At 56.4% G+C, this 24,677-nt stretch carries 27 protein-coding genes; 13 read left to right on the top strand and 14 right to left on the bottom strand.

Features of this window, described 5'->3' with window-relative positions; translation table 11 throughout:
- Positions 1 to 146 precede the first annotated feature (146 nt).
- The 6 genes from rpsO to mtr all read left to right on the top strand — a co-directional run bounded on the left by rpsO (position 147) and on the right by mtr (position 7,289).
- Positions 147 to 416, top strand: a complete 270-nt coding sequence (rpsO, locus tag U9O48_RS19875; protein ID WP_003861789.1) for a 30S ribosomal protein S15 — start codon at positions 147 to 149, stop codon at positions 414 to 416.
- Between the two features lie 241 nt (positions 417 to 657).
- Entirely contained in the window at positions 658 to 2,793 is a 2,136-nt protein-coding gene (pnp, locus tag U9O48_RS19870) for a polyribonucleotide nucleotidyltransferase (RefSeq protein ID WP_095283551.1), read from the top strand.
- Positions 2,794 to 2,901: 108 nt separating this feature from the next.
- Positions 2,902 to 3,786 carry a lipoprotein NlpI gene (gene nlpI, locus U9O48_RS19865; RefSeq protein WP_282491803.1) on the top strand — a complete coding sequence of 295 codons (885 nt, stop codon included), beginning with the start codon at positions 2,902 to 2,904 and terminating at the stop codon, positions 3,784 to 3,786.
- A 109-nt stretch (positions 3,787 to 3,895) separates the two neighbouring features.
- Positions 3,896 to 3,976, top strand: coding sequence for a protein YrbN (gene yrbN / locus U9O48_RS19860; protein WP_097919743.1), 81 nt, complete (start codon positions 3,896 to 3,898; stop codon positions 3,974 to 3,976).
- The gene (locus U9O48_RS19855; protein ID WP_285145815.1) at positions 3,969 to 5,900 is read left to right on the top strand and encodes a DEAD/DEAH family ATP-dependent RNA helicase; all 1,932 of its coding nucleotides are present in this window, start codon (positions 3,969 to 3,971) and stop codon (positions 5,898 to 5,900) included. Before yrbN ends, U9O48_RS19855 begins: the two co-directional genes overlap by 8 nt.
- A gap of 144 nt (positions 5,901 to 6,044) precedes the next feature.
- Positions 6,045 to 7,289 carry a tryptophan permease gene (gene mtr / locus U9O48_RS19850; protein ID WP_285148143.1) on the top strand — a complete coding sequence of 415 codons (1,245 nt, stop codon included), beginning with the start codon at positions 6,045 to 6,047 and terminating at the stop codon, positions 7,287 to 7,289.
- A gap of 68 nt (positions 7,290 to 7,357) precedes the next feature.
- Here the strand turns inward: mtr and U9O48_RS19845 are convergent, their stop codons facing one another.
- The 3 genes from U9O48_RS19845 to ubiU form a co-directional block, all read right to left on the bottom strand.
- The gene (locus U9O48_RS19845) at positions 7,358 to 8,365 is read right to left on the bottom strand and encodes a luciferase-like monooxygenase (RefSeq protein ID WP_324723070.1); all 1,008 of its coding nucleotides are present in this window, start codon (positions 8,363 to 8,365) and stop codon (positions 7,358 to 7,360) included.
- 79 nt (positions 8,366 to 8,444) lie between these two features.
- Complete coding sequence (locus U9O48_RS19840; RefSeq protein WP_324723069.1) at positions 8,445 to 9,323, bottom strand: U32 family peptidase; 879 nt, start codon at positions 9,321 to 9,323, stop codon at positions 8,445 to 8,447.
- An 8-nt stretch (positions 9,324 to 9,331) separates the two neighbouring features.
- Positions 9,332 to 10,327: a ubiquinone anaerobic biosynthesis protein UbiU gene (gene ubiU / locus U9O48_RS19835; RefSeq protein ID WP_282491798.1), complete on the bottom strand. Its 996-nt coding sequence runs from the start codon at positions 10,325 to 10,327 to the stop codon at positions 9,332 to 9,334.
- A 220-nt stretch (positions 10,328 to 10,547) separates the two neighbouring features.
- Here ubiU and ubiT point away from each other — a divergent pair, with 220 nt between their 5' ends.
- Both ubiT and U9O48_RS19825 read left to right on the top strand, forming a co-directional pair.
- Positions 10,548 to 11,072 carry a ubiquinone anaerobic biosynthesis accessory factor UbiT gene (gene ubiT, locus U9O48_RS19830; protein ID WP_282491797.1) on the top strand — a complete coding sequence of 175 codons (525 nt, stop codon included), beginning with the start codon at positions 10,548 to 10,550 and terminating at the stop codon, positions 11,070 to 11,072.
- Entirely contained in the window at positions 11,066 to 11,569 is a 504-nt protein-coding gene (locus U9O48_RS19825) for a GNAT family N-acetyltransferase (RefSeq protein ID WP_282491795.1), read from the top strand. The genes ubiT and U9O48_RS19825 overlap by 7 nt, the downstream gene beginning before the upstream one ends.
- On the opposite strand, the gene U9O48_RS19820 is transcribed toward U9O48_RS19825, so the two are convergent.
- Positions 11,556 to 11,855: a GIY-YIG nuclease family protein gene (locus U9O48_RS19820; protein WP_285145811.1), complete on the bottom strand. Its 300-nt coding sequence runs from the start codon at positions 11,853 to 11,855 to the stop codon at positions 11,556 to 11,558. The two genes, U9O48_RS19825 and U9O48_RS19820, sit on opposite strands and share 14 nt — an antisense overlap.
- 56 nt (positions 11,856 to 11,911) lie before the next feature.
- On the opposite strand from U9O48_RS19820, the gene U9O48_RS19815 reads away from it, so the two are divergent.
- Positions 11,912 to 12,346 carry a YhbP family protein gene (locus tag U9O48_RS19815; protein ID WP_324723068.1) on the top strand — a complete coding sequence of 145 codons (435 nt, stop codon included), beginning with the start codon at positions 11,912 to 11,914 and terminating at the stop codon, positions 12,344 to 12,346.
- Here U9O48_RS19815 and U9O48_RS19810 read toward each other — a convergent pair.
- Positions 12,326 to 12,844: a type 1 glutamine amidotransferase domain-containing protein gene (locus U9O48_RS19810; RefSeq protein WP_324723067.1), complete on the bottom strand. Its 519-nt coding sequence runs from the start codon at positions 12,842 to 12,844 to the stop codon at positions 12,326 to 12,328. The two genes, U9O48_RS19815 and U9O48_RS19810, sit on opposite strands and share 21 nt — an antisense overlap.
- Before the next feature lie 128 nt (positions 12,845 to 12,972).
- Here U9O48_RS19810 and U9O48_RS19805 point away from each other — a divergent pair, with 128 nt between their 5' ends.
- Both U9O48_RS19805 and U9O48_RS19800 read left to right on the top strand, forming a co-directional pair.
- A complete protein-coding gene (locus U9O48_RS19805; protein ID WP_285148150.1) occupies positions 12,973 to 13,617 on the top strand; it encodes an NAD(P)H-binding protein in 645 nt (214 codons plus the stop codon).
- Between the two features lie 39 nt (positions 13,618 to 13,656).
- Positions 13,657 to 14,694, top strand: coding sequence for a permease (locus tag U9O48_RS19800; protein WP_324723064.1), 1,038 nt, complete (start codon positions 13,657 to 13,659; stop codon positions 14,692 to 14,694).
- 35 nt (positions 14,695 to 14,729) lie between these two features.
- Here the strand turns inward: U9O48_RS19800 and dolP are convergent, their stop codons facing one another.
- Genes dolP through U9O48_RS19780 form a run of 4 tightly spaced genes read right to left on the bottom strand, consistent with a single transcriptional unit; the run spans position 14,730 to position 18,443 of the window.
- Entirely contained in the window at positions 14,730 to 15,305 is a 576-nt protein-coding gene (gene dolP, locus U9O48_RS19795; protein WP_100778770.1) for a division/outer membrane stress-associated lipid-binding lipoprotein, read from the bottom strand.
- A 9-nt stretch (positions 15,306 to 15,314) separates the two neighbouring features.
- The gene (gene diaA / locus U9O48_RS19790) at positions 15,315 to 15,905 is read right to left on the bottom strand and encodes a DnaA initiator-associating protein DiaA (RefSeq protein WP_003861754.1); all 591 of its coding nucleotides are present in this window, start codon (positions 15,903 to 15,905) and stop codon (positions 15,315 to 15,317) included.
- Between the two features lie 22 nt (positions 15,906 to 15,927).
- Positions 15,928 to 16,323 carry a YraN family protein gene (locus U9O48_RS19785; protein ID WP_282491789.1) on the bottom strand — a complete coding sequence of 132 codons (396 nt, stop codon included), beginning with the start codon at positions 16,321 to 16,323 and terminating at the stop codon, positions 15,928 to 15,930.
- A complete protein-coding gene (locus U9O48_RS19780; RefSeq protein WP_324723063.1) occupies positions 16,281 to 18,443 on the bottom strand; it encodes a penicillin-binding protein activator in 2,163 nt (720 codons plus the stop codon). Before U9O48_RS19780 ends, U9O48_RS19785 begins: the two co-directional genes overlap by 43 nt.
- Positions 18,444 to 18,505: 62 nt before the next feature.
- Here U9O48_RS19780 and rsmI point away from each other — a divergent pair, with 62 nt between their 5' ends.
- Both rsmI and U9O48_RS19770 read left to right on the top strand, forming a co-directional pair.
- The gene (gene rsmI / locus U9O48_RS19775) at positions 18,506 to 19,369 is read left to right on the top strand and encodes a 16S rRNA (cytidine(1402)-2'-O)-methyltransferase (protein WP_103947034.1); all 864 of its coding nucleotides are present in this window, start codon (positions 18,506 to 18,508) and stop codon (positions 19,367 to 19,369) included.
- Between the two features lie 3 nt (positions 19,370 to 19,372).
- Complete coding sequence (locus tag U9O48_RS19770) at positions 19,373 to 20,383, top strand: Fic family protein (RefSeq protein WP_285148158.1); 1,011 nt, start codon at positions 19,373 to 19,375, stop codon at positions 20,381 to 20,383.
- A gap of 36 nt (positions 20,384 to 20,419) precedes the next feature.
- Here the strand turns inward: U9O48_RS19770 and agaD are convergent, their stop codons facing one another.
- From agaD to U9O48_RS19745, 5 genes are read right to left on the bottom strand one after another with little or no spacing between them, the layout of a single operon-like run.
- Complete coding sequence (gene agaD, locus U9O48_RS19765; RefSeq protein WP_282491787.1) at positions 20,420 to 21,211, bottom strand: PTS galactosamine transporter subunit IID; 792 nt, start codon at positions 21,209 to 21,211, stop codon at positions 20,420 to 20,422.
- On the bottom strand, positions 21,201 to 22,004 hold the full coding sequence (gene agaC / locus U9O48_RS19760) for a PTS galactosamine transporter subunit IIC (RefSeq protein ID WP_282491786.1): 804 nt from the start codon (positions 22,002 to 22,004) through the stop codon (positions 21,201 to 21,203). Before agaC ends, agaD begins: the two co-directional genes overlap by 11 nt.
- Positions 22,005 to 22,056: 52 nt before the next feature.
- Positions 22,057 to 22,533, bottom strand: a complete 477-nt coding sequence (gene agaB / locus U9O48_RS19755) for a PTS galactosamine transporter subunit IIB (protein WP_285145805.1) — start codon at positions 22,531 to 22,533, stop codon at positions 22,057 to 22,059.
- 45 nt (positions 22,534 to 22,578) lie between these two features.
- Complete coding sequence (gene kbaY, locus U9O48_RS19750; RefSeq protein WP_282491784.1) at positions 22,579 to 23,454, bottom strand: tagatose-bisphosphate aldolase subunit KbaY; 876 nt, start codon at positions 23,452 to 23,454, stop codon at positions 22,579 to 22,581.
- On the bottom strand, positions 23,451 to 24,608 hold the full coding sequence (locus U9O48_RS19745; RefSeq protein WP_324723062.1) for an AgaS family sugar isomerase: 1,158 nt from the start codon (positions 24,606 to 24,608) through the stop codon (positions 23,451 to 23,453). Before U9O48_RS19745 ends, kbaY begins: the two co-directional genes overlap by 4 nt.
- Positions 24,609 to 24,677 lie beyond the last annotated feature (69 nt).

The raw sequence follows: 24,677 nt of genomic DNA, 5'->3' as shown, positions 1-24,677 counted from the left end.
TTTACTTGCCTTGCGATAAGCAGGGGAGACGGGTAGAATATCGCCGCTTAACGCCTGGTAAATTGTTTAACAATCTGCGGGGCGTAAACTGGGGTTGCTGAATTAGAGATCGGCACCCTTTCATTCTTTATTTTTTGGAGTTCATCATGTCTCTAAGCGTTGAAGCTAAAGCTAAAATCGTTTCCGAGTTCGGTCGTGGTACTAACGACAGCGGTTCTACCGAAGTTCAGGTAGCCCTGCTGACTGCACAGATTAACCACCTGCAGGGTCACTTTGCAGAGCACAAAAAAGATCACCACAGCCGTCGTGGTCTGCTGCGTATGGTTTCTCAGCGTCGTAAACTGCTCGACTACCTGAAACGTAAAGATGTTGCACGCTACACCGCGCTGATCGAGCGTCTGGGTCTGCGTCGCTAAGTCTTGCGAGTTTCAGAAAAAGGGGCCTAATGGCCCCTTTTTTCAACCAGACGGCAGCAATTCACTGGAAACTATTGTATTGTTGCTATAAATGATCTTCATTGCAGAGGTTCGCGCGGCTAATGAGAGGCTTCACCCATGGGGGTGTCGGTTGTCATTAGTCGCGAGGATGCGAAGAAGGTCGGGTTAAATCGACAGCACACCGAAGGTGTGCTGTCATTCATTAAGAAAGGACAGAATTTTGCTGAATCCGATCGTTCGTAAATTCCAGTATGGTCAGCATACCGTCACTCTGGAAACCGGCATGATGGCACGTCAGGCTACTGCTGCCGTTATGGTAAGCATGGATGACACTGCGGTATTCGTGACCGTTGTTGGCCAGAAAAAAGCTAAACCAGGTCAGGACTTTTTCCCGCTGACCGTTAACTATCAGGAGCGTACTTACGCTGCTGGTAAAATCCCGGGTGGCTTCTTCCGTCGTGAAGGCCGTCCAAGCGAAGGCGAAACCCTGATTGCGCGTCTGATTGACCGCCCTGTTCGTCCGCTGTTCCCGGAAGGCTTCGTTAACGAAGTTCAGGTTATTGCGACCGTTGTTTCCGTTAACCCACAGGTTAACCCGGACATCGTAGCGATGATCGGTGCATCCGCTGCACTGTCCCTGTCAGGTATTCCATTCAACGGTCCTATCGGTTCTGCTCGCGTCGGTTACATCAACGACCAGTACGTACTGAACCCGACTCAGGATGAGCTGAAAGAAAGTAAGCTGGACCTGGTTGTTGCCGGTACCGAAGCTGCGGTACTGATGGTTGAATCCGAAGCAGAACTGCTGAGCGAAGACCAGATGCTGGGCGCGGTGGTGTTTGGCCACGAGCAGCAGCAGATTGTTATCCAGAACATCAACGATCTGGTGAAAGAAGCCGGTAAACCACGTTGGGACTGGCAGCCAGAAGCCGTGAACGAAGCGCTGAACGCGCGCGTTGCTGCACTGGCAGAAGCTCGTCTGAGTGATGCATACCGCATCACTGACAAACAAGAGCGTTACGCTCAGATTGACGTCATCAAATCCGAAACCATCGCTACGCTGGTTGCTGAAGATGAATCTCTGGACGCGAACGAGCTGAGCGAAATCCTGCACGCTATCGAGAAAAATGCTGTACGTAGCCGCGTTCTGGCTGGCGAACCGCGTATCGATGGCCGCGAAAAAGACATGATCCGTGGTCTGGATGTGCGTACCGGCGTTCTGCCACGTACTCACGGTTCCGCACTGTTCACCCGTGGCGAAACTCAGGCGCTGGTAACAGCCACTCTGGGTACCGCACGTGACGCGCAGAACATTGACGAACTGATGGGCGAGCGCACTGACAGCTTCCTGTTCCACTACAACTTCCCTCCGTACTCCGTAGGCGAAACCGGTATGGTTGGCTCGCCTAAGCGTCGTGAAATTGGTCACGGTCGTCTGGCGAAGCGCGGCGTGCTGGCGGTTATGCCGGAAGCTGACAAATTCCCGTACACCGTTCGTGTGGTTTCTGAAATCACCGAATCTAACGGTTCTTCTTCCATGGCTTCCGTGTGTGGCGCTTCCCTGGCTCTGATGGATGCAGGCGTGCCAATCAAAGCCGCTGTTGCGGGTATCGCAATGGGCCTGGTGAAAGAAGGCGACAACTTTGTTGTTCTGTCTGACATTCTGGGCGACGAAGATCACCTGGGCGATATGGACTTCAAAGTAGCGGGTTCCCGCGAAGGTATCTCTGCGCTGCAGATGGATATCAAAATTGAAGGTATCACCAAAGAGATCATGCAGGTTGCTCTGAACCAGGCTAAAGGTGCGCGTCTGCACATCCTGGGCGTGATGGAACAGGCGATCAACGCGCCGCGCGGCGACATCTCTCAGTTCGCACCGCGTATCCACACGATCAAGATCAGCCCAGACAAGATCAAAGACGTGATCGGTAAAGGCGGTTCTGTGATCCGTGCTCTGACTGAAGAGACCGGCACCACCATCGAAATCGAAGATGACGGTACCGTGAAGATCGCAGCGACCGACGGCGAAAAAGCGAAATTCGCGATTCGTCGTATCGAAGAGATCACTGCAGAAATCGAAGTGGGTCGCATCTACAATGGTAAAGTGACCCGTATCGTTGACTTTGGCGCGTTCGTTGCCATCGGTGGCGGTAAAGAAGGTCTGGTTCACATCTCTCAGATCGCTGACAAGCGCGTTGAGAAAGTGACCGATTACCTGCAGATGAACCAGGAAGTACCGGTTAAAGTTCTGGAAGTTGACCGCCAGGGCCGTATCCGTCTGAGCATTAAAGAAGCAACCGAGCAGTCTCAGCCTGCTGCCGCGCCGGAAGCCCCGGCCGCAGAACAAGGCGAGTAAGGTTGCATTTGCCCTCCGCTTTGGCGGAGGGCGTATTATCAGGCAGGACGCCTTGTTAGCAGCCGGGGGACAGGACGTTCATCCAATAGTTGTCTTCGGGAGTGGGAAATGAAGCCTTTTTTGCGCTGGTGTTTCGTTGCGACAGCTTTAACGCTGGCAGGATGCAGCAACTCTGCCTGGCGTAAGAGCGAAGTCCTCGCAGTGCCATTGCAACCGACTTTGCAGCAGGAAGTGATTCTGGCACGCATGGAACAAATTCTTGCCAGTCGGGCTTTAACCGATGATGAACGCGCACAGCTTTTATATGAGCGCGGAGTGTTGTATGATAGTCTCGGTCTGAGGGCACTAGCGCGAAATGATTTTTCACAAGCGCTGGCAATCCGACCTGATATGCCTGAAGTATTCAATTACTTAGGCATATATTTAACGCAGGCAGGCAATTTTGATGCTGCCTATGAAGCGTTTGATTCTGTACTTGAGCTTGATCCAACTTACAACTACGCGCACTTGAATCGCGGTATCGCCCTGTATTACGGCGGTCGTGACAAGTTAGCGCAAGATGATCTGCTGGCGTTTTATCAAGACGATCCTAATGATCCTTTCCGCGTCCTGTGGCTTTACATCGTTGAGCAGAAGCTCGATGAGAAGCAGGCGAAAGAGACGTTAAAGCAACGTTTCGAGAAATCGGACAAGGAACAATGGGGATGGAACATTGTCGAGTTCTACCTGGGCAACATTAGCGAAGCAACGCTGATGGATAGGCTCAAGGCGGACGCAACGGATAACACCTCGCTCGCTGAGCATCTCAGTGAAACCAACTTCTATTTAGGTAAGTACTACCTAAGTCTGGGGGATAAGGACAGCGCCACGGCACTGTTCAAATTAGCGGTTGCTAACAACGTCCACAACTTCGTTGAGCACCGTTATGCATTGTTGGAATTATCGCTCTTGGGCCAGGAGCAAGACGACCTGGCAGAATCGGACCAGCAATAGCTGACGTCACCACTTCAGCCCGTAATCATTTTTTGATTGCCATCACCTTAACTGGTGAGGGCGTTGTTGTTCGTCAATACACCTACTTTGAGCCGGTTCACACTTTTCAATGAAAATTGCTAATCATTTTCACGACGAGTTATGTAGACTGGCCGCCATTAATATCGAGGCACTTGTACTACATGGCTGAATTCGAAACCACTTTTGCAGATCTGGGCCTGAAGGCCACTATCCTTGAAGCCCTTAACGATCTGGGTTACGAAAAACCATCTCCGATCCAGGCTGAATGCATCCCGCATCTGCTCTCTGGTCGTGACGTGCTGGGCATGGCCCAGACTGGTAGCGGTAAGACCGCAGCGTTCTCGCTGCCACTGCTGCACAACATTGATCCGGAACTGCGTGCTCCGCAGATCCTCGTGCTCGCTCCGACCCGTGAACTGGCTGTTCAGGTTGCGGAAGCGATGACTGAATTCTCTAAACATATGCGCGGCGTGAACGTGGTAGCCCTTTACGGCGGCCAGCGTTATGACGTGCAGTTACGCGCCCTGCGTCAGGGTCCACAGATTGTTGTCGGTACACCTGGCCGTCTGCTGGATCACCTGAAACGCGGTACTCTGGATCTCTCTAAACTGAGCGGTCTGGTTCTGGATGAAGCTGACGAAATGCTGCGCATGGGCTTCATCGAAGACGTAGAAACCATCATGGCTCAGATCCCAGAAGGTCATCAGACCGCTCTGTTCTCTGCAACCATGCCAGAAGCGATCCGTCGTATCACCCGTCGTTTCATGAAGGATCCGCAGGAAGTGCGCATCCAGTCCAGCGTGACCACTCGCCCGGACATCAGCCAGACATTCTGGTCTGTACATGGAATGCGTAAAAACGAAGCGCTGGTGCGTTTCCTGGAAGCAGAAGATTTTGATGCGGCGATTATCTTCGTACGTACCAAAAACGCGACCCTGGAAGTGGCTGAAGCTCTGGAACGTAGCGGCTACAACAGCGCAGCGCTGAACGGCGACATGAACCAGTCCCTGCGTGAGCAGACTCTGGAGCGTCTGAAAGACGGTCGTCTGGACATCCTGATTGCAACCGACGTGGCAGCACGTGGTCTGGACGTGGAACGTATCAGCCTGGTTGTGAACTACGATATCCCTATGGATTCCGAGTCTTACGTTCACCGTATCGGTCGTACCGGTCGTGCGGGTCGTGCTGGCCGTGCTCTGCTGTTCGTTGAGAACCGTGAGCGTCGTCTGCTGCGTAACATTGAACGCACCATGAAGCTGACCATTCCAGAAGCAGACCTGCCAAACGCAGACCTGCTGGGCAAACGCCGTCTGGAAAAATTCGCCGCGAAAGTTCAGCAGCAGCTGGAAAGCAGCGATCTGGATCAGTACCGTGCTCTGCTGGCGCAAATCCAGCCGACCGTGGAAGGCGAAGCGCTGGACATCGAAACTCTGGCTGCAGCGCTGCTGAAAATGGCCCAGGGCGAACGTGCTCTGATCGTGCCACCTGATGCACCGATGCGTCCTAAGCGTGAATTCCGCGACCGTGACGATCGTTTCGATCGCAACGATCGTGCTCCACGCGGCGACCGCAATGACCGTGGCCCACGTGGCGACCGTCCAGAGCGTAGCGGTGAAGACCGTCCACGTCGTGAGCGTCGTGACGCAGGCGATATGGAACTGTACCGCATTGAAGTTGGCCGTGATGACGGTGTTGAAGTTCGTCATATCGTTGGCGCTATCGCTAACGAAGGCGACATCAGCAGCCGTTACATCGGTAACATCAAGCTGTTCGGTACTCACTCTACTATCGAACTGCCAAAAGGCATGCCGGGCGAAGTTCTGCAGCACTTTACTCGCACTCGCATCCTGAACAAGCCGATGAACATGCAGCTGATGGGCGATGCCCAGCCGCGTCCGGACCGTGGTCCTCGTCGTGAAGGCGATCGTCCTGCGGGCGAGCGTCGTTTCGGTGGCGGTGAGCGTCGTGAAGGCGGTCGTGGCCCTCGTCGTGATGGCGCAGCACCAGCCGGTGCAGGCCGCTTCAGCGGTGAGCGTCGCGAAAATCGCGGCCCACGTCGCGAAGAAGGCACTACCCGTCGTCGCGACGCGTAATAGCCACGCCTGATAGCGTAAAGTAATCATTACAGCCCCGATATTTTTTATCGGGGCTTTTTTTATTCCATTTGTACTATCGTACTGGTACAGTGCGACACATTAAAATGCAGTAGCAAAATGTTTAACTGGAGAAAGGGCTGTATGGCGACACTAACCACCACACAAACTTCACCGTCGCTGCTCGGCGGCGTGGTGATCATCGGCGGGACGATAATTGGCGCAGGGATGTTTTCCCTGCCGGTGGTGATGTCCGGTGCGTGGTTCTTCTGGTCGCTGGCGGCGCTGGTCTTTACCTGGTTCTGCATGCTGCACTCCGGGCTGATGATCCTCGAAGCCAACCTGAACTACCGTATCGGGTCGAGCTTCGACACCATCACCAAAGATCTGCTGGGTAAAGGCTGGAACGTGGTGAATGGCATCTCGATTGCCTTCGTGCTCTACATCCTGACCTACGCCTACATTTCGGCGAGCGGTTCGATCCTGCACCATACGTTTGCCGAAATGTCGCTAAACGTTCCGGCACGGATGGCCGGTTTAGTCTTCGCCCTGGCAGTAGCCTTTATCGTCTGGATGAGCACCAAAGCGGTGAGTCGCATGACGGCTATCGTGCTCGGCGCAAAGGTGATTACTTTCTTCCTCACTTTCGGCAGCCTGCTGGGGCACGTCACGCCCGCGACCCTGTTTAACGTTACGGAAACTCACGCGTCGTACTCGCCATATCTCCTGATGACGCTGCCATTCTGTCTGGCGTCGTTTGGCTATCACGGCAACGTCCCGAGCCTGATGAAGTATTACGGCAAAGATCCGCGCACCATCATTCGCTGCCTGGTTTACGGTACGCTGCTGGCGCTGGGCCTGTATGTGATTTGGCTGCTGGGGACGATGGGCAACATCCCGCGTCCGGAATTTATCGGCATTGCTCAGAAGGGCGGAAACATTGATGTGCTGGTGCAGGCGCTGAGTGGCGTGCTGAACAGCCGCAGTCTGGATCTGCTCCTGGTGGTGTTCTCAAATTTTGCGGTGGCGAGTTCGTTCCTCGGCGTGACGTTGGGCCTGTTCGACTACCTGGCGGATCTGTTTGGCTTTGATGATTCCGCGATGGGCCGTCTGAAAACCGCGCTGCTGACCTTCCTGCCGCCGATTATTGGTGGCCTGCTGTGGCCTAACGGTTTCCTGTATGCCATCGGGTATGCGGGTCTGGCGGCGACCATCTGGGCGGCGATTGTTCCGGCGCTGCTGGCGCGCAAATCACGTAAACGCTTCGGCAGCCCAAAATTCCGCGTCTGGGGCGGCAAGCCGATGATTGCGCTGATTCTGGTGTTCGGCGTGGGCAACGCGCTGGTGCATATTCTGTCGAGCTTTGATTTGTTGCCGGTGTATCAGTAAAACGCTTTGCCGGATGGCGGCAGCATAAATTTGTAGGCCCGGTGAGCGCAGCGCCACCGGGCACAAAATTACCCTAACAACTCCTCTTTCACCTGCATCGCCAGATCAAACGAATGCAAACGCGCCTGGTGATCGAAAATCTGCCCGTTAACCATAATCTCATCGGCCTGCGTTTCACGCAGCACTGCCTCCAGACCGTGACGCACTTTCGCTTTATCGCCCACCAGAGACATGCTCAGCGCCTGCTGAACGCCGTACTGTTCCGACGCTGACCACAGCTGATGCATATTCTCCACCGGTGGCGGCAACTGCCCGCTTTCGCCCCGACGCAGTTTGGCGAAGGCCTGCTGCATCGAGGTGAACAGGAATTCCGCATCGCGGTTGCTGTCGGCGGCAATGATATTGATGCACACCATCGCGTGCGGTTTCTCCAGCCGCTCTGACGGCTTGAAGTTAGTGCGATAAAGATGCAGCGCCTGATGCAACATATCCGGGGCGAAGTGGGAGGCGAACGCAAACGGCAGGCCGAGCTGCGCCGCCAGCTGTGCGCTGTAGAGGCTTGAACCTAACAGCCACACCGGTATCTTCTCACCATAGCCAGGAACCGGACGCACCTGTGGATTTGGATCGCGCGCATCGAACCAGTCCACCAGCTCCGCCACATCGCGTGGGAAGTTATCAATATCGCCGCTCATATGGCGACGCAGCGCGCGCATGGTCGGCTGATCGCTGCCCGGCGCACGGCCAAGCCCTAAATCAATACGCCCCGGATAAAGGGTATTCAGCGTGCCAAACTGCTCGGCAATCACCAGCGGGGAGTGGTTCGGCAGCATCACGCCGCCCGAGCCGAGATGAAGGGTGGTAGTATTCGCGGCCAGATAGCCAATCAGAACCGAGGTCGCGGCGCTGGCGATGCCAACCATGTTGTGATGCTCCGCCAGCCAGTAGCGATGATATCCGCGCTGTTCCGCGAGACGGGCGAGATCCAGAGAGTGAGAAAAGGCTTCTCGCGCAGAGGAGCCTTCTGGGATCGGCGCCAGATCGAGCACCGAAAAGAGAATGGATTTATCAGTCATAACAGCTCACTTTGTCGACGGCATATCTTTTAATAGTGCATTAAAAATTAACCCTTGTTGTTAACAAAGTGAGCTTTTTTTAGGCCTGCAGCTCCAGCCCTGCCACGCGTCTCCAGTAACCGTTGCAGTCACTGTTGGCCTTCAGCGGCAATGGCGCGGTGCCATTTTCGTTGGCGCGAAACGCATCCAGCATCGCAAAGACGTCAGTGTCTAATGGCGACAGACGCACCATATCCACCACGCCCTGCATCGACGTCAGCTCGTTGCCGAGGTTGTAAACATATCCGCTCATGGTCTGAATGCCGTTCAGCACAAACACCTGTTGGTTCTCCTGCGACAGCATATTGCGGCCGTTGGGATACTTGATGCAGCAGGTTTCGCACTCGTCTTTCGGGCGATCTTCCGAGCGGGCGGTAAAGCAGCGCGCGGAGTAGGCCAGCGGCAGATGCCCGTAGCTCAGGACTTCTACTTCAAACTGGTCGCGGATGCCCAGCTCTTGGCACTGATTCAGCAGATTGACCAGCCAGTCGCGGGACAGTTCCACCGGCATACACCAGCGCGTCATCCCCTGTTTCAACAGCAGGCGCAGCGTCACGGCGTTGTAGCAGTTGAGCGCGTGCCCGGCGACAAACGGCAGCTTACGTTCGGCGCACATATTCACCACGCCAAGATCGCTCGCTTCCAGCAGAAAATCGCCGTTATCGACGTAGCGCTTAATCTCGCCCAGCTCAGACGACGCCTGCACCAGCGCCAGCGTCGACAGCACCACCTGCTTGCCGCTGCCCGCAAGGGTTTTCGCCATATCCAGCCAGTCGCCCACTTTGGTTGCACGACGCTTGCTGCACACGGATTCGCCGAGATAAATCGTATCGGCGCTGCTGCCCGCCGCCTGCTGGTAAAAATCTTCCAGCGTCTCTTTTGACCAGTAGTAGAGCACCGGTCCTAATGAATATTTCATGAGTTATCTCACTGCCATTTACGGTGATATGCGCCAAGCGTGGTTTGCGTGCCTTCGGACATTGCGCCCAGAGTGTCCATCCAGGCCGGTTGTGGCGCATAGTTCTGCGGATCGGCCATGCAGCGGTCAATCGCCTGACGCCACACTTTGGCGACCTGGCTGACGTACGCCGGGCTGCGCTGGCGGCCTTCGATTTTCACCGAGGCGATATTCGCCGCCAGCAGTTCTGGCAGCAGCTCCAGGGTGTTCAGGCTGGTCGGCTCTTCGAGAGCGTGATACCGCTCACCGTCGACCAGATAGCGGCCTTTGCACAGCGTCGGATAACCGGCATTTTCCCCGTCCTGATAGCGATCGATCAGCACGTCGTTCAGGCGCGACTCCAGCCCTTGCGGCGTCTGCTGCCAGCGCACAAAGCGGGCAGGGGAGCAGGCCCCGACGGTATTCGGCGATTCGCCTGTCAGATAGGACGACAGATAGCAGCGGCCTTCCGCCATGATGCATAGACTGCCAAACGCAAAAACTTCCAGGGGAACTGGCGAGACCCGCGCCAGTTGCTTAACCTGATGAATAGAGAGCACGCGCGGCAACACCACGCGGGCGACGTCGAAGTGGCGGTGATAGAAACGCACGGCCTCTTCATTGGTGGCCGAAGCCTGAACAGAGACATGGCGCTCAATATGCGGATAGCGTTCTGCGGCATACTCCAGCATAGCGAGGTCGGCCAGAATCAAGGCGTCTGCCCCAAGCTGGGCTGCCATATCCACCGCGCGCTGCCAGCGCGCATAGCCATCGGGATGGGCGAAGGTGTTGATGGCGATATGTAATTTGCGGCGGTGCTGATGGACGAAGTTAACCGCTTCCTGAAGCTTTTTCTCCGTGAAGTTCAGACCAGCAAAATGGCGGGCGTTGGTGTCATCTTTCAGACCGATATAGACCGCGTCGGCGCCATTTTCGATGGCCGCCTTAAGTGCCGGAAGGTTTCCGGCTGGACAGAGCAGCTCCATAATTTATCCTGACGTTCGCTGCCCCAGAGGGCACAAAATTGTTAACGAACGGGGAGTTTAATTAACCTCCACGCGACAATTTTTGATTTAAGGCAGTTAATGGCGTATTGATGACACCAATAATCAATGACGTCGCAATACGGTTTGTTGATTTACGCCGCTACGATGGCTGCCGGATATGGCAAAATAACGGGATTATCGACATCAGGGAGTAAAGCTCGTGCTGGAAAAACTGCGTTCACGCCTCGTACAATTTGGTCCATCAATGCTGAGCGTGCCGGTCAAACTGACACCGTTCGCCCTTAAGCGTCAGGTGCTTCAACAGGTGCTAAGCTGGCAGTTCCGCCAGGCGCTGGAAGAGGGCGAGCTGGAGTTTCTGGAGGGCCGCTGGCTGAGTATCGAGGTGCGTGACATTGGACTGCGCTGGTTTACCTCCGTTGAGAACGGCAAGCTGCTGGTCAGTGATTCCGCCCCAGCGGATGTCAGTTTCAGTGCGAACGCCAGCGATCTGCTGATGATTGCCGCCCGTAAGCAGGACCCGGATACCCTCTTCTTCCAGCGTCGTCTGGTGATTGAAGGCGATACCGAGCTTGGCCTGTACGTCAAAAATTTAATGGATGCCATTGAACTGGATCAGATGCCGAAGGCGCTGCGCACGGTGCTGATGCAAATGGCCGATTTCGTTGAGGCTGGTCTGAAAAACCCGCCTGAAAGTAAACACACTTCAGTAGGTGAGCCATGCTGATTCGAGTTGAAATTGGGATTGATGCCCCAGGTATTGATGCATTATTACGTCGGTCGTTCCCGGAAGACGGCGAGGCCCGACTGGTCCACGATCTGCGCGAAGACGGGCTGGTGACGCTCGGTCTGGTCGCGACAGACGACGAAGGACAGGTCGTGGGTTATGTGGCGTTCAGCCCGGTCGCCGTTCAGGGTGAAGATCTGCAGTGGGTCGGAATGGCCCCGCTGGCCGTGGATGAAAACTATCGCGGTCAGGGGCTGGCGCGCCAGCTGGTGTATGAAGGGCTCGATTCGCTGAATGAATTTGGCTACGCCGCGGTGGTGACGCTCGGCGATCCGGCGTTCTACGGTCGCTTAGGGTTTGAGCCTGCCGCGCCTTACGATCTGCACTGTCGCTGGCCGGGCACCGAAACCGCCTTCCAGGTGCATCGCCTGGCGGATGACGCCCTCAACGGCGTCAGCGGTCTGGTTGAGTATCACGATCACTTCAATCGCTTTTAACCGGCGCCGTTTGCAGGCTCTCGCGTAGGGCCTCAAACGACCCATCTCCGGCGACGAGGCGCTCTTTCTGGCGCTTCGTCAGCTGTTTAATGCGGTACTCCATCTTCAGCGCCAGCGAGCGCTCACCCACGTGCGCCGAAAAGGCCAGCGTCAGCTCACCTTTCCCCCGCAGCGCTTTGGCGCCTTTTCCCGTTTGATGTTCAAGGAAGCGCCGCGGCACATCCGTGGTAATCCCGGTGTAGAGCGCATTGTTGGCCGTTCGGACAAGATAAAGAAACCAGCACACGGTTCATAGATTCAGTATGTTAAGGTGAACGCACCATAGCATGAGAGGGAACAATAATGGAAACTCTGGCCGCCATCAGCCGCTGGCTGGCAAAGCAGCACGTCGTCACCTGGTGTGTCCACCGTGAGGGCGACCTGTGGTGCGCGAATGCGTTTTATTATTACGATCCCGAGCACGTGGCGTTTTACGTCCTGAGCGAAGACAAAACCCGTCATGCGAAGATGTCCGGGCCCATCGCGCCGGTCGCAGGGACGATCAACGGTCAGCCGAAAAATGTCGCGCTGATCCGCGGCGTGCAGTTTAAAGGTGAGATTCGTCGTCTGGAAGGGGAGGAGAGCGACGCAATGCGCAAGCGCTACACGCGCCGCTTCCCGATGGCTCTTGCCATGTCAGCGCCGGTCTGGGAAATTCGCCTCGATGAGCTGAAATTTACCGACAACACGCTGGGCTTCGGTAAGAAGCTTCACTGGCTACGATCCGAGCAGGCGTAATGCTTCGCGGTTAAAGGCCGGCAGATCGTCCGGCGTCCGGCTCGTGACCAGCTGATTGTTATCGACGACCACTTCCTGATCGTAGAAATCCGCTCCCGCATTTTTCAGATCGATAACGATCGGTTTAACCGCGGTCAGTTTGCGCCCCCGCACCACCTCGGCGCTGATCAACAGCTGCGGCCCGTGGCAGATGGCGAAAACAGGTTTGCCGCTGGAGACGAAATCACGTGTGAACGTCACAAAGCGCTCGTCGCCGCGCAGCGTATCCGGGGAGTGGCCGCCAGGTAACAGCAGGGCGTCAAAGTCTGCCGGGCGCACTTCATCAATGGCTTTGTCGATGGTCGCACTGGCCTCGCCCTTATGGCCTTTTACCGTTTTTCCAGCCTGCTTATCGATCGTTACCACCTCGTGCCCGGCTTTGCGAAATGCCTCGGCGGGTGAGGTGAACTCTGAATCTTCAAACTCGTCGGTGATCAAGACGGCTATTTTCTTGCCCATGTTTCCTCCGTTGTTTTGGCTTCAGACAGATTTTTTTCCGTTTGTGGTAAATACTTACCCGTAACAGACTTTTAAGTGTGGCTAAGCAGGCTGAAATCGCAAACGGACTAATCTGCAAAGGAGAGAAAATGAGCCAGGTATTAATCACAGGATCCACCGGGCTGGTGGGCGATCACCTTCTGAGAATGCTGATCCGTGAGCCGAGGATCAATTACATCGCCGCGCCCACCCGACGCCCGTTAGCGGACATCTCGGGCGTATACAATCCTCACGATCCGCAGCTGACGGATGCCCTCGCCCAGGTGCAGGATCCAATTGATATCGCCTTTTGCTGTCTGGGGACTACCCGCCGTGAAGCCGGCAGCAAAGAGGCCTTTATCCACGCCGACTACACGCTGGTGGTGGACACGGCGCTCACTGCGAAGCGGCTGGGGGCGAAGCACTTCTTAGTGGTCAGCTCGATGGGCGCGAACGCGAATTCGCCGTTTTTCTACAACAAAGTGAAAGGCAAAATGGAAGACGCCCTGATCGCGCAGAACTGGGAGCGGCTCACGATTGTGCGCCCGTCGATGCTGCTGGGCGATCGTGAAAAGCAGCGTTTTAATGAGTCGATTTTTGCGCCGCTGTTCCAGCTTTTTCCCGGCAACTGGAAATCCATTCAGGCGCGTGATGTGGCCAGCGCCATGCTCCACGAAGCTCGCTCCCCCTCAAAGGAGGGCGTCAATATCATCCCGTCGGCTAAACTGCGTGAAATCGCAAAAGGCGAGGCGTAAACTCCCCGGGCTAAATGAATCTCACTCCCGGGGAATGCTATGACTGGTCAGTCTTCATCTCAGGCGGCAACGCCATTTCAGTGGTGGAAGCCCGCACTCTTTTTTCTCGTTGTTATTATCGGTCTCTGGTATGTGAAGTGGCAGCCCTATTACGGCAAAGCCTTCACCGCAGCTGAAACCCATACCATCGGCAAATCGATCCTCGCCCAGGCCGACGCCAGCCCGCTCCAGGCGGCGTGGGATTACGCCATGGTCTACTTCCTCGCCGTCTGGAAAGCCGCCGTGCTGGGCGTGCTGCTGGGGTCGCTGATTCAGGTTCTCATTCCGCGCCAGTGGTTACTGCGAACCCTCGGGCAACCGCGCTTTCAGGGAACGCTGCTCGGCACGATCTTCTCGCTGCCGGGGATGATGTGCTCCTGCTGCGCCGCGCCCGTCACGGCAGGCATGCGACGTCAGAATGTATCCATGGGCGGCGCGCTGGCATTCTGGATGGGCAATCCGGTCCTTAATCCGGCCACGCTGGTATTTATGGGCTTTGTGCTCGGCTGGCATTTTGCGCTGATCCGGCTGGTGGCGGGGCTAATCATGGTGCTGGTGGTGGCTTCGCTGGTGCAGCGTCTGGTGAAAGATCAGAACGTCCAGCCCGCGTCAGTTGAGGTTGATATGTCTGAACCCCAGGGCGCGTTTTTCTCCCGCTGGGGCAAAGCGCTATGGCAACTCTTCTGGAGCACCATCCCGGTCTATATTCTGGCGGTGCTGGTTCTGGGCGCGGCGCGGGTCTGGTTGTTCCCGCACGCGGACGGGGCAATCGATAATTCCCTGCTGTGGGTGATTGCGATGGCGGTCGCCGGGTGTCTGTTCGTCATTCCGACGGCGGCGGAGATCCCGATCGTGCAAACCATGATGCTCGCCGGAATGGGCGCGGCACCAGCGCTGGCGCTGCTGATGACGCTGCCTGCGGTCAGTTTGCCGTCGCTGATCATGCTGCGTAAGTCATTCCCGGCAAAAGCCCTGTGGCTGACGGGCGGGCTGGTGGCACTGAGTGGGGTGATAACCGGCAGTATTGCGCTACTGTAGGACAAAAAAATCCCCGGCCAGTGCCGGGGATTTTCTTATTTGATGAAGGTAAAGGCGGTGGTGACTTTCTTTACGCCGCTCACGCGGCTGGCAATATCCGCTGCCGCTTTGCCTTCCCGGTCGGTGACCAGGCCGAGCAGGAACACTTCGCCATTCTCGGTGGTGACTTTCACGTTAGAGGATTTCACCTGATCGCTGCCCAACAGCTGGGAGCGCACCTTGGTGGTAATCCAGGTGTCAGACGACGCGGTACCCAGGCCAATCGGCTGGCCCTGACGCACTTCGTTAAACACCTCGGTGGTCCCTTCGACGCCCATGGCGATCTGTTTCGCGCGGGAGGCGAGATCCAGATTCGGCGCCTGGCCTGCCAGCAGCACTTTGCCCTGATAAGCGGTCACGTTAATGCGCGCTTCTTTCTTAATTTGTTCGTCTTTCGACAGGGCGCTGTTCACGCGAAGTTCCAGCGTACCGTCGTCCACCTGGGTTCCCACAGAGCGCGGGTCGGTTGCGGCTTTGGTGCCAACAGCCGCCGTACCGACGACGGCCGCCGCGATGCATCCCTGAAGCAGCAGCGCAGAAATAAGGACTGCGAGGGGCGTTAATGCCTTCATTAGTACTCCTTAATCATCCTGGTGAGGGAAAAGCGTGTTATCGATCAGATCGCATAAGCAGTTCACCGTCAGCATGTGCATTTCCTGAATGCGCGCGCTGCGATGAGAAGGAATGCGGATTTCCACATCCTGCGGCCCTAACAGACCCGCCAGTTCGCCGCCGTCGTAGCCCGTCAGCGCGACGATAGTCATATCGCGCGTCACGGCCGCTTCCACGGCTTTGACGATATCGCGGCTGTTACCGCGCGTGGAAATCGCCAGCAGAACATCCCCGGCATGCCCAAGGGCGCGCACCTGTTTTGCGTATATTTCGTCATGCAGACGATCGTTGGCGATCGCCGTTAAGACCACATTATCGGTATTAAGTGCAATGGCGGGTAAACTTGGGCGTTCTGTTTCAAAACGATTGATCATGCTGGCAGCAAAATGCTGTGCGTTGGCGGCCGATGTGCCATTGCCACAACAGAGGATTTTGTTGCCATTCAGCAGGGACTGTACCAGCGTCATCGCGGCACGAGAAATAGCATCCGGGAGGGCTTCCGCCGCTGCAATCTGAGTTTGAATGCTTTCTGTGAAACAAACCTTAATTCTTTCGAGCACGTTATCCCTTTAAAACTTTGTTTTAGACGTCTTCGCCAAAGGCGTTTTTCAGCCATTCTACGTCGTTTCCGGTGAAGGCTACCACATCGAACCGGCAATCCACAGTATCAAAACTCCCATTATGGCGGGCGAGCCACAAGAGCGCAGTCTGTAATAATTTTCGTTGTTTGGCGAGCGTCACGCTGGCGGCAGCGCCCCCAAAGCGGGACGACTGTCGGAAACGGACCTCAATAAACACGGTGACCTGACCCTCTTTCATGATCAGATCAATTTCGCCGCCCCGTTCACGAACGTTGGCGGCGATAAAACGCAATCCTTTGCCTTCCAGCCAGCGACGCGCTTTGAGTTCCCACGCGTCGCCGGTCTGTTTGCGGCTTAACTGGCCGGGACGATCTGCCCCTGCTGGTATTTGAGCCATGATAACTTCCTGTTAATCACGCAATCCTGAGTGGCGGTCAGATCGCCGGTGTTGCCGTTAAGCTCAAAGCCCGGCACCTGGCGCATCTGGGTAAAGTGATTCGCCAGCGCCCACGCATCCACGCCCATGGCGTAAAGACGGGCGAGGGAGTAGTCGTTACGCACGCTGCTCAGCGCCTGCTGCATCAGCGCCGGGTTGCTGCCAGCCAGCATCGGGATTTCGCTGTATTGCAGGCCATCCATCTCCAGACGGAAATCCGGGCCCGCGGTGCCTTGCGCGCTGCGCGAGCTGGCGTACAAGGTTGCACCGCTCTGGCTGCCGTTACGCATGGCGATCATCGGCTTGATAAAGGCGATCTCTTCTGGCGTAGCGACGATATAGGCCGCGTCCACTTTACCGCCGCCGCTGATTTGCGCGTCAGTCGGTGGAGCCGGAATGGTCAGGCCGCCGATGGTGACACCCTGCTGCTGAGGCAGGCTGGCGGTCACCGGGCTGCCGGTGAGCGAGATACCCGAGCCGCTGTTAACGCCCGCACGCAGTTCTGAAGTTGAGCCAAATTTCTGCTGCAGTACAACGCCGCCGCCCAGCTGTTGCCACTCCTGAGCAAAGGCATTCGCCACGCGATCGCCGAGTGCGCTACGCGGCGTCAGCAGCAGTGGAGCCTGTTTTCCCTGCTCGTGGATATGACGCGCCGCGTCGCGGGCCTCATCTTCCGGAGAAAGGGCGAAGTAGCAGATGTTCGCGCGATTCTGTACCTGTTCAGGCTGGTTAAGCGCCAGCACGTTCAGGGTAGTGTTGCTCTTCATCAGCTCTTCAACGTTGTTTTTCAGCAGCGGGCCGACGACGATGCTGGCCCCGTCCTGCTGAACCTGCGCCAGAACCTGATCGAGCGGCTGCGAGCTGGTGTCGTAAATCTTCAGCTCAGCGCCTGGGTTTGCGGTGGCGGCAACAACGGCCTGCGGCTGTGCGGCGGGCTGTTGTTCTGGGGCTGCGGTTTGCGGCTGAGTGGCGGCAGCATCCGTTGTCGGCGCGGCTGGCGTTTCAGCTGGCGCTGGCTGTGCCGCCGGAGCTGGGGTTTGTTGCGCCGGAGCCGTTGCCGGAGGCGTCGTTGGCGCAGTAACCGGGTTTTGCATGGTGCCCTGAGCAGGTGCCTGCGTGGTGGTTAAATCCGTAGTTTCCGCCGCCGATGGGCTGATGACGTCATTGACGTTCGCGGCCTGCGCCGCCTGTGCCGGAACCGCACTGCCCGCCACCGCGGTGGTGCCATTTTTCGCCGCTTCAAAGCCCTGCTGAATGGTGCGACCAAACACCGCCGCCTGACCGTTCAGGGGAAGTAACAGGGCGATTTTATTCACCGATGCGGGTTTGAAGTTCTGCACGTTCACCAGCTGCGTGGGCAGCATTTTCGCGCCTGGGTTTTGCGGATAGCGGGTCTGCCAGTCGGTGATCCCGGCTTTCAGCATCTTCGGATCGCTGCGGTTGGTGAACCACATCTGCTGCAGATCCAGCCAGCCCTGCAGCACGTTTTCGTCGGCGTTGATCACCAGCGTTTGCGCCTGCTCTGGCGTCATGGCCGACAGCGCTTGCCAGGTGGCGTCGATATTCTTCTGCTTAGCATCGCCGCTCAGCAGCGGCTCCTGCGCAATCAGAGCGCGAAGCAGGGGCAGGGAAGGGCGGCCCTGTTCGGCGGCAATGGTTGCCTGCCAGTAGCGCGCCTGCTGGTTGTTATCCAGCGCTTTCACGTCGATGTCGGCGAGGATTTTTTTCGCGGACGCGAAATCTTTCTGTGCGGTTTTCACTTCCGCCGACAGCAGAGTCTGTTCGCGACGCTGGGTATCGTTCAATTCCTGCGGCAGCTGGTTGTACAGATCGACCGCCTGCTGGGTTTTGCCCTCTTTCAGCAGTGAACGAATGGCAAGTAATTGCCAGTTGGTCTTGGTATCATCTGAGCTTTGCGACATCTGTTGCAGATAATAGCCGGAATCAGCCTGCGCAGTACCCTCCATATGGGCAGCAGTCTGATCGGGCGCCTGAGTGCCACAGCCTGCGAAAATCAAGGCTGCCAGCACAATGGGCAGGCTGCGCGAAGCTTTTGTTCGAAGAAACGTTAAGGGTACCATACTGTATCCAGTGATATTTTTTAGGCAATGCTCAATATTAAATCGGCAATACGGACTAAACAATGAAACAACACGAAACGGCAGATAATTCTCAAGGCCAGCTTTATATTGTACCTACTCCTATCGGGAATTTGTCTGATATTACCCAACGTGCGCTCACCGTTTTACAAGCTGTTGATTTAATTGCCGCCGAAGACACTCGCCACACCGGCCTGCTGCTGCAACATTTCGCCATTAGCGCCAAAATGTTCGCCTTGCACGATCACAATGAGCAACAAAAAGCTGAATCGCTGGTGGCGAAACTGAAAGAAGGGACGAACATCGCGCTGGTGTCCGATGCCGGGACACCGCTGATTAACGACCCCGGCTATCACCTGGTGCGTACCTGCCGCGAAGCCGGTATCCGCGTGGTGCCGCTGCCGGGTCCGTGCGCCGCGATTGCCGCCCTGAGCGCCGCGGGTTTGCCATCCGACCGTTTCTGCTACGAAGGTTTCTTACCGGCTAAATCCAAAGGCCGTCGTGACGTACTGAAAGATCTCGAAGCCGAGCCGCGCACCCTGATTTTCTACGAATCAACCCACCGTCTGCTGGACAGTTTAGAAGACATGGTCGCCGTCTGGGGCGAATCCCGTTACGTGGTGCTGGCCCGCGAGCTGACCAAAACCTGGGAAAACATCCACGGCGCGCCGGTCGGTGAACTGCTGGCGTGGGTGAAAGAGGACGAAAACCGCCGTAAGGGTGAGATGGTCCTGATTGTTGAAGGCCATAAAGCGCAGGAAGACGCACTGCCCGCCGAAGCGCTGCGCACCCTGGCACTCCTGCAAGCTGAACTGCCGCTGAAAAAAGCCGCCGCGCTTGCCGCCGAAATCCACGGCGTGAAAAAGAATGCGCTGTACAAGCATGCGCTGGAGCAGCAGGGGGAATAATCCGTGAGCCGCTACCAGCCACCTTTCACCATCACGCCATCCATCCTCAATCAGGTTGTGGAGATTGGCGAACTGCTGGGGCATTGGGCGGCTCAGTCAGGGCGCGCTTCACCGCTGCTTCGCAAAGAAAACCGAATTCGTACCATTCAGGCGTCCCTGGCGATAGAGCATAACTCGCTGACGACAGGCCAGGTAACGGCGATCATGGAAGGCAAGAGAGTGCTGGCGCCTGAAAAGGATATTCAGGAGGTGCGAAATGCCATTCTCGCATATGAGAAAATGCCTGACTGGAAAGCCTCGAATCTCAGCGATCTTCTGAGCGCACACCGTTTACTCATGACTGGGCTCGTCGATAATCCGGGGAAACTACGGACTGGCGATGTCGGCATTTACCGCGGCAATACGCTGGTGCATATGGCACCACCCGCATCGCAGATGCCGCGCCTTGTTGATGACCTGCTGGACTGGCTCAAAAAGACGGACCTTCATCCCCTGATTGCCAGCTCGGTCTTTCATTACGAATTTGAATTTATTCATCCGTTTGCCGACGGAAATGGCCGCATGGGCCGTTTATGGCAAACGCTGATTTTGAGTCACTGGCGAAATGAGCTGGCGTGGCTGCCGGTTGAGACCCTGATCCACTATCAACAGGCTCATTATTACAAGATACTGGGTCAGTGCGATAAAGTCAGCGACTGCACAGCGTTCATCGAGTTTATGCTAAAAAATATGGCCGATGCACTTCGGGAAGGCATATCCCAATCCCTTTCCATGTCGGAAGAAATGTCGGATAAAATGTCGGAAGAAAGTGCGGCCTATCTGACCGCAGCAGAACGCGACATTCTTCAGATTCTGCAGGATAACCCGAAGTTGTCGGCAGCAGCGTTGGCGGAACAAACCGGAACCACATCGCGCACAATTGAACGCTACCTCAAACAGCTACAGGACAAATCCCTGCTGCAGCGTATCGGCCCGAAAAAAGGCGGCTTTTGGCGCGTGAAGCAGTCGTTGTAGGCCGGGCAAGCGCAGCGCCGCCCGGCACGCCCTTCGTTACAAAATCCCCAATGCCGACCCGACAATCGCCAGCACAAAAGTGACGGCAATCAGCAGCACCGGATGGGCTTTCTTCACCCGCAGCAGGTAGTACATCAGCAAGGTATAGCCCATCGGCAAAATGTTCGGGAACACCTTATCGAAGAAGTCCTTTTGCAGCGCCACGCTGTGAGTGGCGTCGATGGCGAAGCTGGTGACGACGTTGATATGCACGTATGAGGCAATCAGCCCGCCGATCACCGTGATCCCAAGAATCGTTGCCGAGCGGGCGATCATCTGCGAGTTCTCTCGCACCTTATCGATCGCCTTGATCCCCACCGTGTACCCTACATGCGTCCAGCCCACGCGCAGGAAGAAGATCGCCAGATAAACGCCGAAGAACAAAATCGGCCCCAGCAGGTTGCCCTGGCTGGCAAAGGAGGAGCAAATACCGGCCATGATCGGCAGCAGCGTAAACCAGAAAATCGCGTCGCCAATCCCTGCTATTGGGCCAAACAGCGCCACCTTCAGCCCCTTGATGGTGCTGCGGTTTTCGCCTTTCTCCTCCATGGAGATCAGCAACCCCATCAGGAACCCGACCAGGTTTGGGTGGGTGTTGATAAATTCCAGATGATCCTTCATCGCCGCGCTTAACCCTTCTTTGTCGCCTTTGTAGATCTTTTTCAGGATCGGCAACATCGCCCAGGTAAAACCGCCCGCCTGCATGCGTTCGTAGTTAAAGCTCGCCTGCAACAGAGAGGATCGGAACCCCAGGCGCGTAATGTCTTTTTTACTGATTTCAGATCCCATTGCTGTAATCCTCTTCATCTTTTTTCGCAGCCGCTGCGGCTGGCTGGGCGGCGTTTTTGGCTTTGGCGTTAAAGAACTCATACACCGCAAATCCGGCGCCTAACACGGCCACCGGCAGCAGGTTGCTCACCTGGATGTAACAGACAAACAAGAACCCAGCGATGAGGTAAGGGATGTACTGCGCCTTGAACATCACACGCAGCAGCAGGCCAAAACCTACCGCAGGCAGAATACCGCCCGCCACTTCGAAGCCGTGGGTCAGCCAGGCGGGCATCGCTTTGACCAGTGCCTGCATCGCTCCCTGTGCGAGGTAGGTGCAAAGGAAAGTGATAATCGCGTAGGTGCAGGCGACGATCAGCGTCGTCGTCCAGTTAAGGCGCGCGAAAGCGGCGGTGTTGGTCTCTTTCGCATACTTATCGGCCTTCGACATAAACAGAGAGAATGCCGAATAGAAGAACAGAATTACGTACTGCATCAGCAGGCTAAATGGCAGCCCGAGGCCGATGGCGGTTTTGGCGTCGACGCCGGTCGAAAAGGCAATGACGGTGGTCATCACCCCGGCCATGATCGGGTTCGGCGGCTGCACGCCCCCGGCAGGCGTTAAACCGGCGAAAGCCAGCTCCGTTAAACCGCCGGTGATGAGGCCAATATGGATATCGCCCAGAATCGCCCCGGTGAGGGTACAGACGATAATAGGACGAAACAGAAACAGCGCTTCCAGCCAGAAATCTATCCCTAGAAAGAAAACTAAAGCCGCCAGGGATATTCCCTGAATCAATGTTATTTCGTGCATTTTTTTGCCTCGTAATGATGACTTCAGCTATTTGAATGTCGAGACACTGCCACTAATCGGGGATACCTTCTTTTGCGTCCCCCGGAACATCCTGGATAAAGAGATTCACGCCGCTGCGCTTGATGAAACGCAGATCGTCGAGATCGCTCTCGTCCACGTATACCTTGCTGCTGATCTGTTTTTTGCCTTCCGAGAAGTGCATATTCCCGACGTTGACGTCCTTCAGCGGCACGCCGCCCTCAATCAGTTTCCTGACGATGTCCGGCGTGCGACAAATCAGGAAAATTTTCTGGTGCGGCGCGGCCTTCTCGATAATGGCGATGGTCTTTTCGATGGAGAAAAAGCGGATACCAAATCCGTAAGTGTCCGCGGTGATCCCCATCAGCTTTTGCTGGATCTCGTCTTTGGCGACCTCGTCGTCAACGACGATCAGCAGATTGGCACCAATGGTCGACGTCCATGTCACACCCACCTGGCCATGCACCAGACGATTATCGATACGGGTCAATAAGATATTGGGGCTACTCATAGTCTTCATTCCTGCCGATGTTGGGTTGTGAGTGTTGTTGTTTTATCAAACGGTTGCTGAATCGAGCACCAGTTTGTTGGCCGATCCGCAGACGTTAATTTTGTTTTTAACCACCTCTTTCATGGCGTCCATACCCACTCGCATGTAGTAACGCGGGTCGTTACCCTGCGGGTTTTCGCGGAACCACGCTTTAACCGCATCGGAAAACGCGATTTTCAGCTCGGTCGCGACGTTCACTTTGCACACGCCCAGTTCGATGGTGCGACGCACGTACTCATCGGGCACATCACTCGCGCCGTGCAGCACCAGCGGGATATCCACCACATCGCGGATCTCTCCCAGACGCTTGAAATCAATTTTCGGCGTTTTGGTGTACAGCCCATGCGCCGTGCCGATGGCTACCGCCAGACTGTCGACGCCCGTCAGTTCGACAAAGCGTTTCGCCTCCTGCGGATCGGTCAGGAAGGCGCTCTCGGCGTCCACGCTCATGTCGTCCTCCACGCCGCCCAGCCGACCCAGCTCCGCCTCGACGCTGCAATCATGGAGATGGCAGAAATCCACCACCGATTTCACCAGCTTCACGTTCTGCTCAAACGGGAAATGGCTGCCGTCGATCATCGCGCTGCGTACGCCCGCGTTGACCTTGCGACGAATGTCGTCCAGCGATTCATGGTGATCGAGGTGCAGCGCCAGCGGCATGTCGTAGGTGAGGGAGTAGGCGCTGCACAGGGCGTAGATCTCTTCCAGCGCGATATGCTTAAAGGTGCCCGGCGTTCCGGCGAGGATCACCGGCGATCGCATTTCGCTGCACACTTCAAGGATCGCCTGGATCGTCTCGGCGTTATGGATGTTAAACGCAGGCACGGCGTACCCTTTTGCCTGCGCATCCTGCAGAAGATATTTGGTGGAGATAATGCTCATGATGCGCTCCCTGATGTCTGCCATGGGTGAATGATGACGCCCTGCACCACGCGGTTCACGGTGCCGCTGGCGGAAGGGGTGTCCGGGGTATTTCCGACGCTTAACGACTGGGTCAGGGCAAAGACCTGAGCGTAGATCAGGAAGCAGAAGGCCAGTTCCACGTCGACGAATTCACGCGAAGCAGGCAGCAGAATATGAGGGCCCGCATCAGTCACCGGATCGCGCTCAGCGGTAATCGCGATCACTTCCATCGCCTGCCCGTCGCGGCGCAGCTCCGCCAGCAGGTCGAGATCGTACTGACGCGTATAGGGATGGCTGGAGACAAATACCACCACCAGCGTTTCGCTATCCACCAGAGACTTAGGGCCGTGACGGAACCCGGTTGGTGAGTCATAAAACGCAACCACTTTCCCGGCGGTCAGCTCCAGCACTTTGAGCGCCGATTCTCGGGCCGCCGCCTGCAAACCCCCGCTGCCGAGATAGACGATCCGCTTCCAGGGTTTATCACCGAACACGCCGCGGCTGAAATCGCCGAGCGAGGCGAGGATCGACTGGCAGCGATCCGCCACATCCTGGAAGGTGTTGCTGTTGATCCTGTCCGGCGCGAACACCGCCAGACAGCTCGCCATCATGGTGGTGATGCTGCTGGTCATCGCGAACCCGCGATCGTGGGTTTCGGCAGGCATCAGCAGGGCAAAGGCGTTGTCACTGTCGACGGCGTTTTTGTAGAGGCTACCGGCCTCGTTGCAGGTGATCGACAGGTGATAACACTCAGGAACGAACTGGTTTGCCAGCTCAACGGCGGCCACGCTTTCCGGGCTGTTGCCGGATCGGGCGAAAGAGACCAGCAGCAGGGGATGCGCCGGGTTCAGATAGTCCATGGGATTCGTCACCAGATCGGTGGTCGGAATCGCCGCAAAGTTTTTCCCGGTGTGGCGCGCAAGCCACGGGGCGATAATGTCGCCGATAAATGCCGAGGTTCCGGCGCCCGTCAGAACGATCCGCAGATCGTCTTTTTGCAGCAGCGGCGAGAGAAAGCGATCGAGCGTCTGTCGAATATTGTCGATATTTTTGAGGGAACGGCTCCAGCAGTCGGGTTGCTGACGGATCTCTTTTTCCGTCCAGGTGCCGGTGGCAGTTTGGGTTTCTGGCATAACGCAGTCCTTAGTAAGGTGAATCCCACGTCAGACTTCGGCTAAGTGACCTTTGTCTTTCGTTTCGTT

The sequence above is a fragment of the Lelliottia sp. JS-SCA-14 genome (assembly GCF_035593345.1).
GTDB classification, from domain to species: Bacteria; Pseudomonadota; Gammaproteobacteria; order Enterobacterales; family Enterobacteriaceae; genus Enterobacter; species Enterobacter wanjuensis.
This window is presented reverse-complemented; position numbering and strand designations above follow the sequence as displayed.

Coding starts and splice junctions, on each gene's coding strand:
- U9O48_RS19800 (WP_324723064.1), top strand. CDS start 13,657: ATGACTGGTCAGTCTTCATCTCAGGCGGCAACGCCATTTCAGTGGTGG.
- dolP (WP_100778770.1), bottom strand. CDS start 15,305: ATGAAGGCATTAACGCCCCTCGCAGTCCTTATTTCTGCGCTGCTGCTT.
- kbaY (WP_282491784.1), bottom strand. CDS start 23,454: ATGAGCATTATCTCCACCAAATATCTTCTGCAGGATGCGCAGGCAAAA.
- agaC (WP_282491786.1), bottom strand. CDS start 22,004: ATGCACGAAATAACATTGATTCAGGGAATATCCCTGGCGGCTTTAGTT.
- U9O48_RS19805 (WP_285148150.1), top strand. CDS start 12,973: ATGAGCCAGGTATTAATCACAGGATCCACCGGGCTGGTGGGCGATCAC.
- agaB (WP_285145805.1), bottom strand. CDS start 22,533: ATGAGTAGCCCCAATATCTTATTGACCCGTATCGATAATCGTCTGGTG.
- yrbN (WP_097919743.1), top strand. CDS start 3,896: ATGAAAATTGCTAATCATTTTCACGACGAGTTATGTAGACTGGCCGCC.
- U9O48_RS19825 (WP_282491795.1), top strand. CDS start 11,066: ATGCTGATTCGAGTTGAAATTGGGATTGATGCCCCAGGTATTGATGCA.
- agaD (WP_282491787.1), bottom strand. CDS start 21,211: ATGGGATCTGAAATCAGTAAAAAAGACATTACGCGCCTGGGGTTCCGA.
- mtr (WP_285148143.1), top strand. CDS start 6,045: ATGGCGACACTAACCACCACACAAACTTCACCGTCGCTGCTCGGCGGC.
- U9O48_RS19845 (WP_324723070.1), bottom strand. CDS start 8,365: ATGACTGATAAATCCATTCTCTTTTCGGTGCTCGATCTGGCGCCGATC.
- U9O48_RS19815 (WP_324723068.1), top strand. CDS start 11,912: ATGGAAACTCTGGCCGCCATCAGCCGCTGGCTGGCAAAGCAGCACGTC.
- U9O48_RS19780 (WP_324723063.1), bottom strand. CDS start 18,443: ATGGTACCCTTAACGTTTCTTCGAACAAAAGCTTCGCGCAGCCTGCCC.
- U9O48_RS19745 (WP_324723062.1), bottom strand. CDS start 24,608: ATGCCAGAAACCCAAACTGCCACCGGCACCTGGACGGAAAAAGAGATC.
- U9O48_RS19810 (WP_324723067.1), bottom strand. CDS start 12,844: ATGGGCAAGAAAATAGCCGTCTTGATCACCGACGAGTTTGAAGATTCA.
- U9O48_RS19785 (WP_282491789.1), bottom strand. CDS start 16,323: ATGGCTCAAATACCAGCAGGGGCAGATCGTCCCGGCCAGTTAAGCCGC.
- ubiU (WP_282491798.1), bottom strand. CDS start 10,327: ATGGAGCTGCTCTGTCCAGCCGGAAACCTTCCGGCACTTAAGGCGGCC.
- nlpI (WP_282491803.1), top strand. CDS start 2,902: ATGAAGCCTTTTTTGCGCTGGTGTTTCGTTGCGACAGCTTTAACGCTG.
- U9O48_RS19855 (WP_285145815.1), top strand. CDS start 3,969: ATGGCTGAATTCGAAACCACTTTTGCAGATCTGGGCCTGAAGGCCACT.
- rsmI (WP_103947034.1), top strand. CDS start 18,506: ATGAAACAACACGAAACGGCAGATAATTCTCAAGGCCAGCTTTATATT.
- U9O48_RS19840 (WP_324723069.1), bottom strand. CDS start 9,323: ATGAAATATTCATTAGGACCGGTGCTCTACTACTGGTCAAAAGAGACG.
- rpsO (WP_003861789.1), top strand. CDS start 147: ATGTCTCTAAGCGTTGAAGCTAAAGCTAAAATCGTTTCCGAGTTCGGT.